Source organism: Marinobacter sp. (assembly GCF_048266785.1).
GTDB lineage: Bacteria > Pseudomonadota > Gammaproteobacteria > Pseudomonadales > Oleiphilaceae > Marinobacter.
In genome coordinates this window covers 149,147-168,633 of record NZ_JBLWYX010000005.1, presented here as the reverse complement: position 1 = coordinate 168,633, position 19,487 = coordinate 149,147, and the positions used below count along the sequence as shown (strand labels likewise).

The following is a 19,487-nucleotide window of genomic DNA, read 5'->3' as shown; positions in this document are numbered from 1 at the left end:
ACGGGCTGCCTTTTTGGGTGTGAACCAGAAAAGCAATTGGTTCAGGCAGACTTGAGCATCTCACGCACCACATAGTGCAGGATGCCACCGTGAACGAAATACACTGCCTCATTTGCAGTATCGATCCGCGACTTCAGATCACAGGTTGCAGTGGAGCCGTCCTTGTAGGTTACCGTCATGGTCAAGGTCTGACCCGACGTTATCTCACCAGACAATCCGCTGATGCTAATGGTTTCCTCACCCGTCAGCTTGAGGCTCTTACGATCCGTACCTTCCGGGAACTGCAATGGCATAACGCCCATGCCGATCAGGTTGGAACGGTGAATCCTCTCGTAGGATTCTGCCACCACCGCACGAACGCCCAGCAGCCGTGTACCTTTGGCAGCCCAATCGCGACTTGAGCCGGTTCCGTATTCCTTGCCGGCAATCACCACCAGCGGTGTGCCCTGTTCCATATACTTCATGGCGGCATCGTAAACCGGCATTTGCTCCCCGGTAGGTACAAACTTCGTGAAACCACCTTCAACGCCATCCAGCATTTCATTACGGATGCGTACGTTGGCAAAGGTGCCACGCATCATCACCTCGTGGTTACCCCGGCGGGAACCGTAGGAATTAAAGTTTTTCGGCTCAACGCCGCGCTCCTGCAGATACTTGCCAGCGGGGCTGTCGGCGCTGAACGAACCGGCCGGAGAAATGTGGTCGGTGGTTACCGAATCCCCCAGCAGCGCAAGAATATTCGCGTCGCGGATATCGTCTACCGGCTCAGGTTCCGGACCCATGCCTTCAAAGAAGGGCGGGTGCTGGATATAAGTGGAGTCGTCTGACCACTTGTACACCTTGGTTTCCGGCACTTCTATGGCTTGCCAGGTGGCATCGCCATCGAACACGGCGGCGTATTCGGTGCGGAACATGTCGGTTTTGACTTTTTCCACAGCCTCGGCCACTTCCTGCTGGGTGGGCCACAAGTCTTTCAGATACACCGGGTTGCTATCCTGGTCTTTGCCCAATGGATCTTCCTGCAGATTCAACCGCACGTTTCCGGCCAACGCATAGGCAACAACCAGTGGCGGCGATGCAAGCCAGTTGGTTTTCACCAACGGGTGTATACGCCCCTCAAAGTTACGGTTGCCAGACAGCACCGAGGCCACCGTTATATCGCCATCAGCAATGGCTTTTTCAACCGCATCTGGCAGCGGGCCTGAGTTGCCGATGCAGGTGGTGCAGCCGTAGCCCACGAGGTCGAAGCCCAGCTTGTTCAGGTCGTCCTGGAAGCCACCTGCGTTGAGATACTCCGTGACCACCTTTGAGCCAGGCGCCAGCGAGGTTTTTACCCAGGGCTTGGTTTGCAAACCTTTGGCCACCGCTTTCCGGGCTACCAGGCCGGCAGCCATCATCACGCTGGGGTTGGACGTGTTGGTGCACGACGTGATAGCGGCAATCACTACCGCGCCCGGGTCAAGACGTGTCTGCTCACCGTTCATTTCCAGCGGCTGGCTCGACGGGTGATGGTAGCTGTCATCCACACCCACCGCTGTCTGGCCACCTTCTGATTCCAGATTGCTTTCACGGCTGTCAGCCGCCTCCGGCACGCCTTCGGCCGTCGACATCAACAACTCAAACGTTGATTTCATGTTCTTCAGCGCGACCCGATCCTGCGGCCGCTTCGGCCCGGCCATGCTGGCTTCCACTTCGCCCATGTCGAGCTCGAGGGTGGCCGTGTATACCGGCTCATGACCGGGCTCACGCCATAGCCCCTGGGCTTTGGCATAGGCCTCAACCAGTTCTATCTGCTCGTCGTCGCGACCTGTCAAACGCAGGTATTTGAGGGTTTGCTCGTCCACCGGGAAAAAGCCACACGTTGCGCCATATTCCGGAGACATGTTGGCGATAGTGGCACGGTCTGCCACTGGCATATCTTTAAGGCCGTCGCCATAGAACTCAACAAACTTGCCAACCACACCTTTGTTGCGAAGCATTTCGGTAACGGTCAGCACCAGATCTGTGGCAGTGATGCCTTCACGCAATTTACCACTAACCTTGAAACCCACCACTTCCGGTATCAGCATGGATACCGGCTGTCCAAGCATGGCCGCTTCGGCTTCGATGCCGCCGACACCCCAGCCAAGGATGCCCAGGCCGTTAATCATGGTGGTGTGGGAGTCGGTACCCACCAGCGTGTCCGGGTAGGCGATGGTTTTATCGCCCTGCTTTTTGTGCCACACGGTTTTACCTAGATACTCCAGGTTTACCTGGTGACAGATACCCGTTCCCGGCGGTACCACGCGGAAGTTATCAAAGGCTTGCTGGCCCCAACGCAGGAATTCATAGCGTTCCTGGTTGCGCTCCATCTCAATGGCTACGTTTTGTCCAAAAGCAGAAGCAGTGCCGAACTCGTCGACCATCACCGAGTGATCAATCACCAGATCCACAGGAGACAGCGGGTTGATCAGCGCAGGGTCGCCGCCCGCCTTTTTAACGGCCTCACGCATGGCAGCCAAATCAACCACACCGGGCACGCCAGTAAAGTCCTGCATCAGCACTCGCGCTGGGCGGAACTGAATCTCGGTATCTGAGCGCTTGTCTTTCAGCCACTGCACCATGGCGTCGACGTGGCTTTGATCCACGGTTACACCATCTTCATTGCGCAACAGGTTTTCCAGTAGCACTTTCAGGGAAAAGGGTAGACGGTTGATATCACCGAGGGATTCCGCCGCTTTGGGCAGGCTGTAGTAGTGGAAGGTTTTGCCGCCTGCACTCAGGCTGGTCAGGGTATTCAGGCTATCGTTGCCAAGGCTATCATTCGACATATTGTGCCTCCGTTATTCGTCATAATCCGAGCACTTTTACAAGTTCTGCTTCGAACCCAAACAAGCAGGCTGGCGCAAAAGCCAAGGAATGTGAAGTCTTGTATAACTATCGCACCGTTTGGCCAGAGTTCAACCATGATCCTGTGAATGTCCGGGATTCGCGCGCTGAATACAAGGCCATAGCCCCATTAAGACAGGCTGCTGCTACCATGACAGAGGGGGCTGTGATCCACCCGGACATCTGGCATTATTATCATTCCCTTCTCTGATGGATCAGGACAAACACCTAACGTGAAACACGATTGCCACTACCACCCGGGTGACCCTGCCAAATGGCACTGCGGCGAGTGCCAGATTCATTACTGCCGCGGCTGTATGCCTGATGCTGACATTCGTCAGCGCAAAGCATTGTGTCCAAGCTGCAGCAAAGCCATGCGGTATCTGGGCGCTGCGACGGAGGTAATACCTTTCTGGAACCGGATCGGATCTTTTTTTCGTTACCCGTTCCACTCGGATCCACTGATCGTCATCGCAATCTGTACGCTGGTGCCCCTGGTTGCGCCCGCCAACCTGATCGGGGTCCTGATCTGGTTGCTGCTGGCACTGGCGCTGTTCAAATACACCTATGCGGTCATCAACCACACAGCCGAAGGTTACCTGAAGCCGCCTTCGGTGTCTGTCGCCTTCACCGGTAGCGGGTTCAACATCGTTATCCTCCAGTTGCTGGTTTTCATTCTGATGGGCGGGCTGGTCGGCGCGGCCGCGATGCTGGGCGGCCCGTTGCTCATGCTGCTGGCGCTGGCATTTGTGGTGCTGGCACTGCCGGCCAGCATTATGGTGTTGGCCATGGAGCGATCCGTGGGGGCCGCAGTAAATCCGATGAATCTGGCGGTACTGATCTCCCGCATTGGCACCCCCTACTTTCTGCTATACGGCTATCTTGTTCTGCTCACCCTGGCCTCTGGTGTAGCCCAGGATTTTGCACTCAATCACTTTCCCTTCTGGTTTTCACAGCCTTTGTCCGGTTTTCTGAACAGCACCTTTACCCTGATTTTGTTCAACATGCTGGGCTATCTATTATTTCAGTATCAGGAGGAGCTGGGATTCGCATCGGATATTCAGGGGGAGCCTGCGAATGTGGACATGGACCAACGGGATCGCAGTACCCGCTTTGATGCAGACCTTGATATGAACCTGAAAGACGGCAATTACGACCGGGTTCAAGGCATGCTGAAGGAAGCCCTGAAGCGAAACCGGGACGATGCACTGCGTATCGGCCAGCTCTACCAGCTCTTGGTTGCCCGTAACGATACGACTGAACTTTACCAGTACCACCCCCGAATTCTGGGCTGGCTGGCCGACCGGAACGACGGCGAAGGTATAGCTTCGTTGCTCGGCATGCTTGAAGAGGCGGAACCGGGGGTCAAACTGGAGGATCCGGAACTGGCCGTGCGCTGTGCCCGCTGCCTGTATCAGCGCGGGCAATACAAACCGGCCATACGGTTGCTGCAGGACTTCCATAAACGCTTCCCGGACAGCGATGAACTGGCCCCAGCTTACCTGCTGGTTGCGCAAAGCCTGGCTAACGGCCTGAACCAGTGGGAAAAGGCGACAGCTTTCCTCACGTTCATCCAGAAGCGCTGTGAGAAGCACCCACTGCACGAACAAATTCCGGCTTTTCTGGAGCAGGCTGAGAAGCGGGAGCTTCTCAAAGGGCCCCGGGCTTCGTTTGTGATTCAGGACTGAGGGAGAAAGGCCTGTGAGGGCGGAGCTCCCCAAAACCGTGCGGAGCCATGGATGGCGGAGCCGAGCGTACATGGATGTATTCACAGCGTGTTTTGGGGAGCTCCGCCCTCACAGGCCCCCGGCTGCGTCAATTTGCCTGAAGCAACTGCCGATAATGATGAGCCTTGGGCTCCATCTGCAATTTCTCGAACTCTTCTGCGAGTAACCGACAAGCCTCTGTGGTCAACAACGGGGCATCAGCACTACGCAGGCGTTCAAAAGCCTTCTCTGCGGCCTTGAGATCGTGTTGCTTGAGGCTGGCGAACAACACCCGGTTATGATCCTCGGCGGCAAGCGGGTGGTAACTCTCCCCTTTACTCAGGTATTCCTGCCAGACCGCAATCATTTGTTCCGGCTGCCGGCGGCTCAGGTTGCCATTCATCAGCTCGCGGGCGCGGATCTGGTACTCGGGTAAGTCCGGGCGCAATTTGGCGAGGTTATACAGGTGCTCTAACAAAACGGGCCTGTCCGGATAGTGTTCACGCAACGCCTCGAACTGACGCCGGGCCAGCTCAAAATCCATGCGCCCCAGACTTGCCATGGCTTGGGCGTAGCTTGTCGTAAAGCGATCGTCCTGTTTGTCTCCTTCCGGCTCAAAAAATTCCTCGCGCACCTGCAGCCAGCTTTTGCCCAGCAGCCATACCAGCCCAGCGCCCGCCAGCAGGCCGCCAGCGTGGGCCATGTAGGCAACGCCGCTCGCACCGGCAAACCAGTAATCGTAGATTTCCTTGCCCAGCCACACCGGCAGTATGGCCAGCGCGGGCGCTCGGAAGTAGTTGAAATACACGCCAAGAAAATAGAAGAAGCGGATTTTCTGCAAACCGTAGATGGCTACGTACATACCCATGAGTCCGGATATTGAGCCAGAGGCGCCCACAAGCGGAATATGACTGCCGAGCGAGAAAACGGTGAAAACCACGCCAGACAAGGCGCCGCACACCAGATAGGCAAGCAGGAAACGACCCGGGCCAAGCGCCTTTTCAACGGTAAAGCCAAGCAGGAACAGGAAGACCAGATTACCAATAATGTGCCCCCAGCCGCCGTGGAGGAACTGGTAGGTAACAAGGGTGTAGAAAGACAGTTGGGCGGGAATCAGGCCGAGCTGCTGCGCACTCAGGCGCTGGATGTAGGTTTCTTCAATGAAGGTGCGTTGTTCCAACCAGCGCACCCGATCAGCCGGGGCCCATATCACATCGCGGTTCTGCAGCAGGTACTGGTAGAACTCGCGATCCATAAGCAGGCTGACCGCCAGCCAGAAGTCCTCGTCTTCTGCTCTCAGCTTCTGAAATCTCTGAAGCTCGGAAACCAGTTCATCTTCGCCTTCGAACCGGATTTTCCGTTGCAGGTAATCCTCATAGGCAGGACCTTCCAAAAGCGGCAGGCCAGAATCCACATAAGTATCAACCGCCTGCTCAAGTTTGCGGCTGTCTCCACCCTGGTAAAACAGGAAAACCAGAAGGCAGGTAAACATCAGCCCGAGAGTTACCCAGGGCGGGCGCTTCCAGTTAACAGCGTTCTCAGCAGGAATAATCAGCATGGGCGGTCACAATTCATCATAATCTGTCCCTGAAAAACTGTTTTCTATCATACCAGTGCCTTATTTTCGCGCTTAAATGATTTTCAGCGTGAATGTCATGTCGACTATCCGCCAATTGCCGTTATTTCTATCTCAGCCAATAGTGCGCAGGAATAACAAGAAAAACCAGAGACCTGGAACAAGGATATTGCAGATGACCGTACTCGTATTGGACAACCCGGAGTTGATCGCCAAAGCTGTCGTGGCATCCGGCTTTAATGCAGCGGCCTTGGCGCCGGAAGAGCGTCGCCCACACCGGATGAGATTTCATTACGGTTTCAACAAACACGCGCTGGACAGCTCAGACAAGGCGATTATCCTGCAACACGCGGTCTACCTCCGGCAGCACCCGGCGGTCAGCATCCGGATTCATGGCCACTCTGATAATTTTGGTGCCGAGGACTTTAACCGCTTTTTGTCCAGGCTTCGGACCAACGCGGTCGCCAGACTTCTGATTAAAGAGGGTGTTGCCGAATCACGTATTCTGGTTACCAGTTGGGGCTCAGCCCGCCCTTTCACAACACCAGACGATCGGGCCGCCAATCGCCGGGTCGAGATAGAGTATCTGGCCAGCGATATGGCAAAAGCACTTTAGATAAGGAAAGCAGCCCGGGACCAGAGTGGGTGGCCCCGGGCGGAATGATTGGCGCAATCAGCCGTAGACTTGCCAGACATTCCATAACAGCAGAATCGCAGCGGCCAGAATCGCCAGCCAGGTCAGTACAATGCCAATCGATCGGGCCTTATGCTCCTCACCATGGCCATTGATCATGCCCCAGGCATGCAGAAGACGACCAACCACCAGGGTCATACCCGTCCAGTAAACAAGGCCGCTGGCCACCCCATTCAGCTCCGCAATACCCAGCATGATCAGGCCCAGCGGTGCGTACTCTACAAGATTACCGTGGGCGCGGACGGCGGCTTCAAAATCGCGATCACCAGCAGTGCCCATGCCCTTCTTGTACTTCAGGCGAAACTTCACCACCTGGGCCGACAACGCCAGCAACAATATACCGAGGACAGCAGCAAACACTCCGGTAACAGGTACAATCATGGTCAGCGCTTCCTGATCTGGCTGACAATCGCCAGCAGCAACACCGCGCCGACGGTGGCGGTTACCAGCTCACCAATGGCGCCCTGAGCGGCCAGCCCGAGCAAGCGAAAAACAAAACCGCCGATAAACGACCCGACGATACCAATACCGATATTCGCCAGCACGCCAAAACCACGGCCTTTCATGATCAGGCCAGCGAGCCAGCCCGCAACACCACCGATAATCAGAAACAGAATCAGGTTCATCGTTTTCCTCTCTTCGCGGGACGTCTTTCAAGAGATTCTTTATACAGAGTAATCAAGCCCGGTGCATCTCAGAGATTGGCGATAGTCTCCGCCATCTCTTTATGGCAGCGCGCGATCAGGGCAGGGACATCTTCAGTGGTAAGGCCTGTCGTTTCCACCGGGGGCAAGATCCGGATGGGCACAGGCTCACGTCGACCAAACCAACCCAGGGTTTTGTTCCGATACTCGGCAGTACATACCATAACAATCGGTGCTCCGGCCGACACCGCAGCGTAGAAAGCACCTTTTTTGAACTTCTGCAGCCCACGCCCCTTGCTCCTCGTGCCCTCCACAAAAACCCACAGGCTCTTGTTATCACGGGTGATCGCGTCGCTGGTGGCCTGCATTGCTGCAATGGCTTTACGCGAATGCGCACGGTTCAGCATCACATTGCCACCCAACCAGAATACCCAGCCAAAGAACGGGAGCCAGATCAGTGATGACTTCCCTACGGTTACAGTACGAGGCGCAACGAGATCACCCACCACAAAAAGATCGTCGTTGTACTGATGGTTGGCGATCGCAACCACAGGGCGATCCTGGGGCATATGTTCCGCGCCTTCCAGAGGCCGCTTCATGCCCAGTATCAAGCGGCCAGTCCGCGCCATTGCTATGGCCAATAACCGGTTATTATCGGGGTTGAATGGCCTGAGAATATAGAGGGGCAAGGCGAGCATACAAAGCACAGGAACACTCATCCAAGCCAAAAAGTTTCTGATAAAGCCCATACGGCAAACTCTGCAACAGGATTTTGGCGCACAAGTGTACGCCAAATTTATAGCCGTGCGACAGTATCAATCTTCCCTGAGGAGTCTTTGTTCTGCGTGGCCTGGGTGCGAATAACCTCTGCACGAGCTTCCACCACATACCGGAGCGGGCCACCTGCATCCATAGTGTCAAACGGATAACAGGTAACCAGCAAAAGGGTACCCGCAGGCAACTTGTGGGTATCAATGAACTCCGAGCGGCTATCCACAATCCTTGTTTCCTGTACCCGATACCCCTGCCAGCGCCCGTCACGGTTTTGCAACTGCAGTTCATTGCCAGGCTCCAGATACTGCAAGGGCCGGAAATGAGTATCACGGTGGCCGGCAATGATGACCACACCCCGCTGACTTTCCGCGCCCATCATCTGACCCGGCCCAAAAGCCAGGCTCTCCCCATGGACACCGGCCAGCACGATCATTGAGTCTCCCAATTCCGGCATGGACAGTTTCGCCACGGGCCAGGTATCGGCCCATGGCCAAGGTCGGGATTCGGTCTGCCGGGCCTGGCTCTCGGCCCAGGCAATCTCCAGCAGTTCCTGAGCGACGACCGCTTTCAGCGGGATCCACAGCCCGAAAACCAGCAGGGTGGCAGAGCTTGTCATCAGCAACAGCAGCAAACGGCTCATGGGTATGCCCGCCTTTGCAGGAGCACGAGGGCGGCAGAAAACATCAAGCCAAGCAGCCCCAGAGCAACAAGCAAAGGCGCAACCGTAGCCGTTTGCGGGTAGCGTGCCATACCGGGCTGACTTCCTGCCGGCAGTAGCGTTGGCAAGTTATCTTTTAACAAAGTGCTTTCGGGATCTCGGGCGTGCGTTGCATCCACCGCCACAAAACTGGTGTAAGGCGACATCAGGCTATGCTCAACCGCCAGACTGGTGATTTTCGCTTTGTCCGGTTCCTGCCCCTCTACCCGTGCTTCATCGAGAAGACTGTCGATTTTCTCCCGGGCCCAGTAGCGGTTCAGGCCCAAGCCAGAGACGGCCTGCTGCAAGTCCAGATTGCGCTGCCACTTACCACCACCCGGCAACCGGCCTGACACACTCAACTCACCGGCGGGTGGTATACCACGCACCACCTGCAGCAACGGCTCGCCCTGGAACAGATCACCGGGGCGACGCGGAAAGCTGTCTTCCTGCACCGAAGCTGACTGGCCCGGCCAGCGCACCTCGATATCCGTCAATACCGGCGCTTCCATAGCCGCAAACAACCGGACCAGAGGGCCGCTGATATCCGAAGGATCCTGCACAGCGGTATAACTGCCACGTCCCCAACGCGCAGCTTCACGCATAAAGTGCCTGTTAGGCGCAGAACCTATCGCAACCGTGAACAGCCTTTGATCACCCAATTGGCGGCGGATCTGGCTGAACAGCGCTGACTCATTGCCCACCGCACCATCGGTCATAAACACCACCTGGCGCACTCTTGTTGACTCTTCTGTTGACGCATCATCTTGCAGCCCACTCCTGCCCTTGCCGTGACCCTGCAGAGCCATCGTCAGAGCCGGCGCCATCTCCGTACCGCCATCGGCCTTCAATCTACTAACATATTGCCGCGCCCGGGCCAGATTGTTCGCCGTTGCCATCTCCGACGCCATGAACAGAGCGTGTGGCTGAGAATTAAACTGAATCACATTGAACCGGTCACCGGGCGCCAGCGTCTCCAACCCCAGCTGCAACGCTTCCTTTGCCTGCCGGATAGATTCCCCAGCCATGGAACCGGAGGTATCAATCACAAACGTCAGCTCACGCGGCAAACGAGTTTTACCGGCCCGCCCGGGCACCACCATCGCCAGCAGATAGTCCTCTCCTTCCCACTGCTGATGAAAAACAGCGGCGCCCGGCTCCTGACCCGCAAGAGGCTGCCAGCGCAATACGAAATCCCGATTCATCACAATCTCCCCAGCCTGGGGCTCAACCGTCATTACCTGGCCCTCCTGCTGCGTTGCCAGCTCATGGCTGGGACTGGACACCCGCGCCAGCGGAAGGCCCGCATCAATAGTGAACCGAACCGACGCCCGGTGACTGTCCGCAGCTACGTCTGCCACACCCACCGTAAACGGACTGATGGCATCGGCATCCGGCACTTCCGTAGTAGGCACCGCCCAGCCACCCTGCCATTGCTGTGGAGTCGCAGCCAAAGGTTCGCCCGGCATGTATCTCGGTGTCAGAGTCGTCGGCACACTCAACTCAAAAACCCCATCCCGATAACTCACCAACTGCTGATAATTCAACTCCACACTCACCGTCGCCCCAGGCGGAATATTCGCCACCCGGGTCGTGAACAGATTCGGCCGCTGCTGTTCAACCGTAGCCGCATGACGCCCGGAGTCGCGAGCTTTCTCATAGGTCTTCTTTGCCTCCTCTCGCGGCTGAACCTCCCCCACAATCGTGCGTTCCCCCACCTTCATCGTCAGCCCGTAAACACTCGCCTTCTCCGGCAGCGGAAACACAAACACCCCTTCGCGCCACCGATCACTTATGTTCCGAAACGTTCGCACCAACCGGCTATCTGCAATCAGCCCACTAACCCGAACATCAAAATCACTCCCCAGCACAAGCGCCGGTTCCTGCCATTGGCCTTCGCCATTCACAAAATGCAGCACACCCGCCGTATCCTCGTTACTGTTACTGGCCTCTGCATAAAGCGGCTGAACAAACAGCACCAACAAAACCGCGAGCCACAAACTTACGCCCTCCATAAAACGCACCATCCGCAGCTTCCGGCGCGCACTGAGCCCTCCCGAGCGGCTGGGGCCTCTCCCGAAACCGTGCGGAGCCATGGGAGAAGAGCGCAAAGCTCTTCTCGGGCTGGCCAGGGATGGCCTGCCCAGGACTCTCGCTGCGACGCAGGAGCATGAAGCAGCGAGAGGCGGAGCCGAGCGTACAGGGACGTATTCACAGCGTGTTTCGGAGGCGGGTGCCACCTCGCGGGAGGGCGGGCTCGGACAAAACGATGAACCACTGTGTTTCGACGATAGGGCAGAAAACATCATGGCAAGATCCTTTAGCTACACGATTCAATAAGACCTCGCCATTTCAGCAATCCGAAAAGGAACTCCCGTGGCAGAATCAAACATTCCGCGAACAAAAAATGATGAATTATGACAACACCGCAAGCTAACCTTGTTCTCAAGGCAGGCCGTGTTTAAATAGAGCCTCATAACCCCCGGATAACAGCCAGAACCATGAAAAAACACCTTGTCCTGATAGAGGACGAACCCGCCATCCGCGACAACTACCGCGCCGCCTTCGAACGCCGTGGCTATCGCGTATCCACCTACGGTGACCGTTCCTCTGCGTGGCAGGTTCTGCGCCAGAGCCTGCCCGACCTTGCCATTATTGATGTTGGCTTGGGCGATGAGCCCGAAGGTGGGTTCACGCTCTGTCAGGACTTACGCTCGCTGTCCGGAACACTGCCCATCATCTTCCTCACCGCCCGCGACAGCGATATTGATTCCGTACACGGCCTGCGCCTCGGCGCGGATGACTACGTCACCAAAGACATGAGCATGGAACACCTGCTGGCACGGGTAACCGCCCTGCTGCGCCGGGCCGATGCCTGGGCAGAGGCTCTGCAGAAACCCGATGAAGTCCTGAATCGTGGCCGCCTCAACCTCAACGTTGATCGCATGACCGCGGCCTGGGATCAGGCTGCAATAGACCTCACTGTGACCGAGTTCTGGATGCTGCACGCACTGGCACAGCACCCCGGCCACGTTCGCAGCCGCGACCAACTGATGGAAGCTGCCAGCACGTATCTGGATGACAACACCGTGACCTCCCATATCAAACGCATACGCAGCAAATTCCTGCGGCTCGACAGCACCTTCGACGGCATCCAGACCGCCTACGGTATGGGCTATCGCTGGAATGCCCGTGAGTGCTGATTCGTGACACTCAAACGTCAGCTTTTTATTGCCAGCCTGTTGATGCTGCTGATCCCCTGGGCCGGCCTGCAGTTTGTGCTGGAGCTGGACCAGGCTCTGCGACAACAGGCACTCCAGCAGCTGAAAGATCAGGCTGAGCGGCTGGCGAAAACCGCCGGAGATCTGAGCCTCGGCCTGCCCGCGATTTCACCTCAAACACCGGCCATCTATGTCGAACACCTGAGCAGCCCTCTCAATCTGGATGGTTACGGTGCCGACTGGCCCGGTTACGATGAAGAGGAACAGTTCCAGCCCTGGCAATCTGCTGAACGCTCAAATCAATCAGAGGAAGCGACAGGCCAACCTTTTTTGCACTGGCAAGCAGCAAACGATCAGCGCCACCTGTACCTGTTGATACGCATCAGCAATCGCCACCCCGTGTTCTTCGACCCCGGTGCGCCAGATCAGACCCATGATCGGCTTCAGATCTGGTTGGAGCCCCCGAACAAAAATCTGGACGCGGATATCCAGCCTGCCTCCTGGCTCATCCGCACCCCCGCACCCGGCAAAGTCTACGCGACGATTTACACCACTAACGGAAACGAACAAAAACCCGATTACCGGGTCAGTGGCTATTGGCACAGTGTGGGGAGCGGCTGGCAGCTGGAACTGGAACTGCCCAAACCGCCACAAGGCAGCCGCCTGGGTTTTGCCGCGCGATGGCAGGACGGCCCGGATTCGGCGCAAACATCCACATCGACGGACCCATTGCCCATTCTGGTCGAACGCAAACCCGAGCTTGAGCGCCAGTTGATTCAGGGAATGAGCAGAGGGCAAATAGCCCGGCTGGTTGAGCCGGCAGGCTGGGTGGTCGCGCAACAGTCAACGCCTGCCCGGCAAGAACAACCAGAGTTCGAGACACTCAGCCCTTTGCAGATTGTTGAGCACATCAGCCTCAATGCCCTGAGGGCGCTGGTGCAGTTCTATCAACCCAGGCCTGCAATCCTGGCCGCCAGTAGCAGCCGGCTCGATATGAGCATCCTGCCTCGCGAAGGTCTTGTCCGACATGAAGATGACAGCGTCTGGCTCATGACCACCCAGCCGGTGTTCGGCAGCCGAACTCTGGTGCTGGAACAATCATTGGACCAGATGCTGACGCTGTCAGGCTCAACTCTGGGCTCGGTTATTGCCCGTAGCATTCTTATCATCGTAGGCCTGACTTTGGTACTGCTGGGCTACGCAAGCTGGCTGTCCTGGCGTATCGCCCGTTTACAGCGGGCCGTCAGCGTCAGCATCGATCAGGACGGCCGGATTATTGGCACGCTGCCTGTCTCAAAAGCCCGGGACGAACTGGGGCAACTACAAAACCACTTTGCCCAGATGGCCGACCGGCTGCACGGCTATAACCGATATCTCGAGAGCTTTTCACAGCGTCTGTCCCACGAGCTCAAAACACCCGTAGCCGTGGTGCGCTCATCCCTGGAAAACCTGTCACACAGCGACACCGAAGAAGAGCGCTTGCAATACATTGGCCGTGCCACTACGGCTACAGAGCGTTTGCGGAAAATTCTCAATGGCATGAGCGAAGCGGCCCGGCTAGAGCAAAGCTTTGATCATGCCGACAAGGAAGCATTCGATCTGGCGGACGTTATCAACCAGGCGACCGCGGCTTACCAGACCCTGGACACACATCATCAGTTTAACTATACCGGGCCGGAATCCGGCATCAACCTGACAGGCTCCCCGGAATTGATGGTGCAGTTGCTTGATAAACTCGTGGATAACGCACGGGATTTCACGCCACAAAATGGTCAGATCCATATCGGTGTGGAACAGATGGGGAATCATGTCTGCCTGTCCGTTTTTAACCAGGGCTCGGCTCTGCCGGATAATCTGGACACCAGTATTTTCAGCCCCTTCGTATCGGTCCGGAAAGGCCAGGAAGAAGGCCACCTTGGGCAAGGCCTGTTGATTGTCCAACTGATCGCCGATTTTCACGGTGGGCGCGTTGAAGCCGAAAATGAGTCGCGCAACGATGTTGACGGTGTCTGTTTCCGGGTTATTATTCCGCCCGTCCATTTTTAACCACAGGATCCGTCCTATCGTGAGCGCGCTAATTGACTCCCTGAAGATTCACCCTCTCAGGGACGATCTCTACAACGAGCTGCATTCCCGGCCTTTCCAGGTTCTCCCCTCTTCTGCCCGGGTCACCCACATTGCAGCGCTCACCACGCCGGAGCAACGCCGACAACAGTTCGAGCACCTGCAAGCGCTTTCCCGCCAGTTAGGCTATCCGGTTCCGGAGCAGGAAACAGGTTGTTTTGAGCAGACCTTCGGCACTCTGCGGGTACGCAGGGAAATGCATCTGGAGTTCGCCTCTTACACTTTCATCAATCTCGGCGCCAGCGACTCCGAACCCTTTGCCGAAACCGGTATCACCCCCTTGCCAAAAGGCTGGCTGGAACAGCTGCCCGGCACAGTGGTTGCCGCCTTCCACCTCGACATACTACCCGCACAATCCGGCGCCGATGGCGATCCCGACGATGTGCGCAAACACTTCGAGGGGCTGCGGCTGGTTGGCAGCAGCCCTCAGGAGGGCGCGGCAAAGTTATGGGCTACGTTCCGGCTGCATTCTGATGGTTTCGGGCGCTTTATGGTGGTGAACCACGAGATGTCAGACAGCCAGCTCGGCCGTCTTACCCAGCGCCTGATGGAGATTGAAACATACCGGCTGATGTCTCTTCTGGCACTGCCTGTTGCCCGGGAGATCACACCATCGCTCAACGATATGGATCAGAAGCTGGCCATCATCACCCAGGCACTGGCAGACCATCATGATGTGGACGAAAAAAAGCTGCTGGCGCAGCTCACCAACATAGCCGCTCGTATTGAGGCTTTCCGGGCCAACGCCACCTTCCGTTTTTCGGCGACCCGTGCCTACCACCGGCTGGTGCTGACACGCCTGGAAGAACTCAGGGAAGATGAGCTTTCTGGGCACCTGACTCTTACCGAATTCATGACCCGGCGCCTGACTCCGGCGGTAAAGACCTGCGAAGCCGTCAGCGAGCGACTGGAAGATCTTTCAAAACGTGTGGATCGTGCCTCGGACATGATGCGCACCCGGGTCGAGCTGGCGATTCAGAGCCAAAACCAGCAGTTGCTGAGCTCCATGGACCGGCGCTCAAAAATCCAGCTGATGATGCAGCACACCGTTGAAGGCTTCTCGGTTGTTGCCATCACCTATTACCTGATCGGCCTACTTAAATTGATCCTGGACTCTATTTATGAAGCCGGCATTATCTTCAATAAATCCCTGGCTCTGGGTGTTGCCATTCCAGCCACCCTGGCTCTGGTCTATCTGGGCATACGGTTTGTCCATCACCACTTTATGCGCCTGGCAAAGCAGCAGTAAAACCGGCTTCAACGGATATTTTCATCTCCGGCGAACTGTCGATAAAACTGCTGCGCCGTGCGGCCATTACGTACGCCTTTTTGGGTTGCAAACCGGATGGCTTCACGGTGCAGGTTTTCCCGGTCAGTGACGTCCGGGAACAATGTATCCACCGCCTGCAAATACACCTCCTGAGGAAACGCGTAGAAGGACAACTGCAAGCCAAAACGATCGGCCAGAGAAACCTGCTCTTCTATTGCCTCGGCAGGGTGAATTTCACCATCCTGAGTGTGGCCTTTCAGGTTGTCGGACATGAATTCCGGCATCAGATGGCGTCGGTTCGACGTGGCGTATACGCGAACATTCTCAGGCGGCAGCTCCAGCGAACCTTCAAGCACGCTTTTCAGCGCCTTGTAACCGGACTCGCCCACATCAAAAGACAGGTCGTCACAGAAAATGATGAAGCGATAAGACAGATCGCAGATATCATCCACAATCTCTGGCAGATTCACCAGGTCGTCCTTGTCCACTTCGATGATTCTCAGGCCCTGCTCGTTGTAGCGATTCAGCAGTGCTTTTATCAGGGATGACTTGCCGGTACCTCTGGCGCCCCAGAGCAGCGCATTGTTTGAGGGCTCTCCGGCCAGGAAACGTTCGGTGTTGCGTGCAAGCGCTTTTTGCTGGCGGTCAATGCCGGTCAAAGATTCCCACTGAACCGGATCCAACCTGCGCACGGCACGCAGGCCTGCGCGATGGCGGCGCCACACAGCGGCGGGGGTGGATGACCAGTCAAACGGTTGGTTTCCAGACATAAGCTCTCTTCCGTTCGGCTGAATACAGACGTGCGTTCCGGTGCATTTCCGGCTGGCATAACTTCAGTATATCTGGACAAACCGCCGGTGGGCTATCGGGGAGGACGATTCCCTACCACGACGGTTCATGGTTGGCTCTGAAACCGGTTTATCGTATCCGAACATTCCGCGCAGTGTCCCCATTGCGGACCCTGTACTCAAATATTTTATAAAAAACAGGGTAATTTGAACAGCGGGCCCGGTTTTGCCGTTTTTGGACGGCTTGGTGTCGTATTGGATTTACCTCCCCCTGGCGATCAGAGCCACATTGGTCCAAGGCCATGCTGCGAAGCGCGATCACATATTGTGAGTAGGTTGCGTCGAGATTATGTGGAAAAGGGAAACAAAGATGGTACAACTACCGAAACGTGCAAAAGTCGTCATCATTGGCCAGGGCGGTATCGTTGGGTCCTCGGTAGCCCACCACCTGATCGAACAGGGCTGGGACGACATCGTAGGGCTGGAGAAATCCGCCATTCCCTCAGACATAAGCTCCACTTCTCATGCTTCGGACTTCTGCTTCACCACATCCCACGACAAGCTGAACGTTTACACCACAAAATACAGCCAGGCTTTCTACGAGAAGCGAGGCAACTATGTAAAATGCGGGGGCATGGAAGTAGCCCGAATTGATGACGACGGGCGCATGGACGAACTCCGCCGCAAGGTGGGTTCCGGAAAAGCCTTCGGCACCAACGTCAGTATGATCTCGCCCAAAAGGGCAAAGGAATTGTTCCCGCTACTAAACGAAGGCAGCATTCAGGGCGCCATGTGGGACCCGGACGCCGGTTTGGTGGTACCCCGTTCGCAGGCAGTAGCCGGCGACCTGGTGGAAGAAGCCGTCGCCACCGGCAAACTTCTGGCGTTTGCCTATACTCCGGCCATCCGCATTGATGTGAAAGATGGCCAGGTCTGTGGCGTCGAAACCCACAAAGGCTACATCGAAACCGACTACGTGGTGCTGTCCATGGGCATCTGGGGACCGCTGATGGCCAACACCGCCAACGCGCCCCTGCCGCTGATGCCGCTGGAACATCCGCTGCTGTTCTTCGGGCCCTGTGAAGAACTGGCCGGCACCGGCAAACAGATCGTCTACCCGCTGTTCCGGGATCAGGGCAACTCCGCCTACGTCCGGGATACCGGCGACCCCACCACCACCGAGGGCGGACGCATTGAGTGGGGCTACTACGAGGCCGAAAACCCGCGACTGGTCTACCCCAGCGCCATTGCCGAACCCGGCGATGCGCGGATGTCGCCGTCCATGCGGGATCTGTCCCTGGATCAGGTCATGGAGGCCTACGAAAAGGCCATCGAAATGACGCCAATTCTGGGGGAACTGGGCTGGGAGGAAAAACACTCCTTTAACGGCCTGTTGTCCGTCACCCCCGATGGCGGCTCACTGATGGGCGAATCGCCGGAGGTGCGCAATCTGTGGTTCTGCGAGGCGGTCTGGGTCAAGGACGGCCCCGGTGCGGGCAAGATACTGGCAGACTGGATGACCCACGGTTCACCGGAGGTGGATCCACACAGCATCGACATCGCCCGCCACTATCCGCTGCAAAAAACGCCGGATTACGTGTACAACCGCTGCTACGAAACCGCCAAGAAAATCTACACCCCGGCGGTTCACCCCCGGGAGCCGTACATGACGGGCCGAGGCATGCGAACCAGTCCATTCTATCTGCGGGAAGTGGCGCTGGGGGCTTATTTCATGGAAGCCGCCGGCTGGGAGCGGGCCCATGGCTATGCCACCAACGAACCCACTCTGCTGACGAAATACCGCGACCGCATTCCGGTGCGGGAACATGAGTGGGACGCGCGGCACTTCTGGGAGGTGTCCAACGCCGAGCAGTTGGAAATGAGCGAATCGGTGGGCATGATCAACCTCTCCCACTTCGCCATTTTTGATGTCTCCGGTGCCGATGCGGAAGCTCTGCTGGAGTACCTGTCCGTCGCCAAAGTCGGCGGCACCACGCCCCATGGCAAAGGCGTTTACACCCACTTCCTGGATGGCCGTGGCGGCATCCGTTCTGACCTGACCATTATCCGACGGGGCGACAACAGCTATCGCGTGGTCTGCGGCGGCGACACCGGCCACCGGGACCATTACTGGATCAACCGTATCGCCCGGGAAAAGGGCCTCGATAATATCCACCTGCAGGACCGCACCGACGAACTGGCCACGCTGGGTTTATGGGGGCCAAAGGCGCGGGAGACCCTGGCGCAGTTCGTCAGTGACCCTGAATCACTGTCCAATGACAATTTCCCGTTCGCCACCACCCGGGAACTGAACATTCAGGGGGTGCCGGTCTGGGCCTTCCGGATTTCCTACGTGGGTGAACAGGGCTGGGAGCTGTACTTCCCGTTCAGCTATGGCCTGCGGATCTGGGACCTGTTCTACGAGGCCGGCGTCATCCCGGTGGGCATTGAAACCTACGCCAACACCCGGCGCCTGGAAAAAAGCCTGCGCCTGCAGAACGTGGACCTGGAAACCGAATACAATCTTTACGAAGCCGGACTGCAGCGGCCCAAGGTCAAAGACGCGGATTTCCATGGCAAAGCCGCCTATCTGGAGCAGCGGGAGCGCCCCCGTCAGGCGGCTTACCTGTGCACCATGACCATGCTGGACCACCGGGACGCCAATGGCACCCTGCGCTACCCGGTGGGCCAGTGGCCCATTCTCGACCCGCAAACCGGCGACGTGCTGGTGGACAGCGACGGCCGCCGTTCCTACAACACCAGCGTGGCCTGGGGGCCATCGGTGGGCCAGATCATCCTGCTGGGCTATATCCCGGCGGAGTATGCAGAAGAAGGACGGGAACTGATCCTGGAATATTTTCAGGAACACTACCCCATCCGGATCGAAGCGGTGGGCTACCGGGCGCTGTATGATCCGGACAACGAACGGGTCAAATCCTGAGCGGTTTCCCGCATGGTGTGCAGCACTTTATCCAGCGACACGTAATGTTTGCCATCGCCTCGCAGCGCCGTGGGTAGGCGCCGTCACGATGCGGCCACCGGCCGCGTTCTCTTCATTCACCGCCAGGGCGTAGAGGTTTACCCAGTCCAGGGCGCTCAGTGACGGCGAGATCAGATCCACTCTC

14 protein-coding genes and 1 pseudogene are annotated in these 19,487 nt (G+C 57.2%); 6 read left to right on the top strand and 9 right to left on the bottom strand.

The annotated features are described in order from the left end of the window. Positions 1-41: 41 nt before the first annotated feature. Positions 42-2,810: an aconitate hydratase AcnA gene (gene acnA / locus ACN0V1_RS09875; protein WP_417544830.1), complete on the bottom strand. Its 2,769-nt coding sequence runs from the start codon at positions 2,808-2,810 to the stop codon at positions 42-44. Positions 2,811-3,101: 291 nt separating this feature from the next. Here acnA and ACN0V1_RS09870 point away from each other — a divergent pair, with 291 nt between their 5' ends. Continuing rightward, the gene (locus tag ACN0V1_RS09870; RefSeq protein ID WP_417544829.1) at positions 3,102-4,556 is read left to right on the top strand and encodes a hypothetical protein; all 1,455 of its coding nucleotides are present in this window, start codon (positions 3,102-3,104) and stop codon (positions 4,554-4,556) included. 127 nt (positions 4,557-4,683) lie between these two features. On the opposite strand, the gene ACN0V1_RS09865 is transcribed toward ACN0V1_RS09870, so the two are convergent. Next, entirely contained in the window at positions 4,684-6,132 is a 1,449-nt protein-coding gene (locus ACN0V1_RS09865) for a rhomboid family intramembrane serine protease (protein WP_417544828.1), read from the bottom strand. 193 nt (positions 6,133-6,325) lie between these two features. Here ACN0V1_RS09865 and ACN0V1_RS09860 point away from each other — a divergent pair, with 193 nt between their 5' ends. After that, positions 6,326-6,766 carry an OmpA family protein gene (locus ACN0V1_RS09860; protein WP_417544827.1) on the top strand — a complete coding sequence of 147 codons (441 nt, stop codon included), beginning with the start codon at positions 6,326-6,328 and terminating at the stop codon, positions 6,764-6,766. 57 nt (positions 6,767-6,823) lie between these two features. Here the strand turns inward: ACN0V1_RS09860 and ACN0V1_RS09855 are convergent, their stop codons facing one another. The 5 genes from ACN0V1_RS09855 to ACN0V1_RS09835 form a co-directional block, all read right to left on the bottom strand. Next, entirely contained in the window at positions 6,824-7,225 is a 402-nt protein-coding gene (locus ACN0V1_RS09855; RefSeq protein ID WP_291949880.1) for an MAPEG family protein, read from the bottom strand. A 2-nt stretch (positions 7,226-7,227) separates the two neighbouring features. Beyond that, positions 7,228-7,470: a GlsB/YeaQ/YmgE family stress response membrane protein gene (locus tag ACN0V1_RS09850; RefSeq protein ID WP_144777641.1), complete on the bottom strand. Its 243-nt coding sequence runs from the start codon at positions 7,468-7,470 to the stop codon at positions 7,228-7,230. Between the two features lie 68 nt (positions 7,471-7,538). Continuing rightward, positions 7,539-8,237, bottom strand: a complete 699-nt coding sequence (locus tag ACN0V1_RS09845; protein WP_417544826.1) for a lysophospholipid acyltransferase family protein — start codon at positions 8,235-8,237, stop codon at positions 7,539-7,541. 47 nt (positions 8,238-8,284) lie between these two features. Further along, positions 8,285-8,902, bottom strand: a complete 618-nt coding sequence (locus ACN0V1_RS09840) for a class GN sortase (protein ID WP_417544825.1) — start codon at positions 8,900-8,902, stop codon at positions 8,285-8,287. Continuing rightward, positions 8,899-10,986 (bottom strand): marine proteobacterial sortase target protein, encoded by a 2,088-nt coding sequence (locus ACN0V1_RS09835; protein ID WP_417544824.1) that lies wholly within the window; start codon positions 10,984-10,986, stop codon positions 8,899-8,901. The genes ACN0V1_RS09840 and ACN0V1_RS09835 overlap by 4 nt, the downstream gene beginning before the upstream one ends. Positions 10,987-11,460: 474 nt before the next feature. Between ACN0V1_RS09835 and pdsR the strand changes: the two genes are divergently transcribed. Genes pdsR through ACN0V1_RS09820 form a run of 3 tightly spaced genes read left to right on the top strand, consistent with a single transcriptional unit; the run spans position 11,461 to position 15,553 of the window. Further along, on the top strand, positions 11,461-12,162 hold the full coding sequence (gene pdsR, locus ACN0V1_RS09830) for a proteobacterial dedicated sortase system response regulator (RefSeq protein WP_417544823.1): 702 nt from the start codon (positions 11,461-11,463) through the stop codon (positions 12,160-12,162). A 3-nt stretch (positions 12,163-12,165) separates the two neighbouring features. Beyond that, positions 12,166-14,226 (top strand): ATP-binding protein, encoded by a 2,061-nt coding sequence (locus ACN0V1_RS09825; protein WP_417544822.1) that lies wholly within the window; start codon positions 12,166-12,168, stop codon positions 14,224-14,226. A 19-nt stretch (positions 14,227-14,245) separates the two neighbouring features. Continuing rightward, positions 14,246-15,553: a DUF3422 family protein gene (locus ACN0V1_RS09820; RefSeq protein WP_417544821.1), complete on the top strand. Its 1,308-nt coding sequence runs from the start codon at positions 14,246-14,248 to the stop codon at positions 15,551-15,553. 8 nt (positions 15,554-15,561) lie between these two features. Here the strand turns inward: ACN0V1_RS09820 and ACN0V1_RS09815 are convergent, their stop codons facing one another. Then, positions 15,562-16,344 carry an ATP-binding protein gene (locus tag ACN0V1_RS09815; protein ID WP_417544820.1) on the bottom strand — a complete coding sequence of 261 codons (783 nt, stop codon included), beginning with the start codon at positions 16,342-16,344 and terminating at the stop codon, positions 15,562-15,564. 388 nt (positions 16,345-16,732) lie between these two features. Between ACN0V1_RS09815 and ACN0V1_RS09810 the strand changes: the two genes are divergently transcribed. Next, positions 16,733-19,303, top strand: coding sequence for a GcvT family protein (locus tag ACN0V1_RS09810; protein ID WP_417544819.1), 2,571 nt, complete (start codon positions 16,733-16,735; stop codon positions 19,301-19,303). Between the two features lie 60 nt (positions 19,304-19,363). Here the strand turns inward: ACN0V1_RS09810 and ACN0V1_RS09805 are convergent. Beyond that, positions 19,364-19,465: pseudogene (locus ACN0V1_RS09805) on the bottom strand (L-serine ammonia-lyase, iron-sulfur-dependent, subunit alpha); the annotation flags it as partial. Positions 19,466-19,487 lie beyond the last annotated feature (22 nt).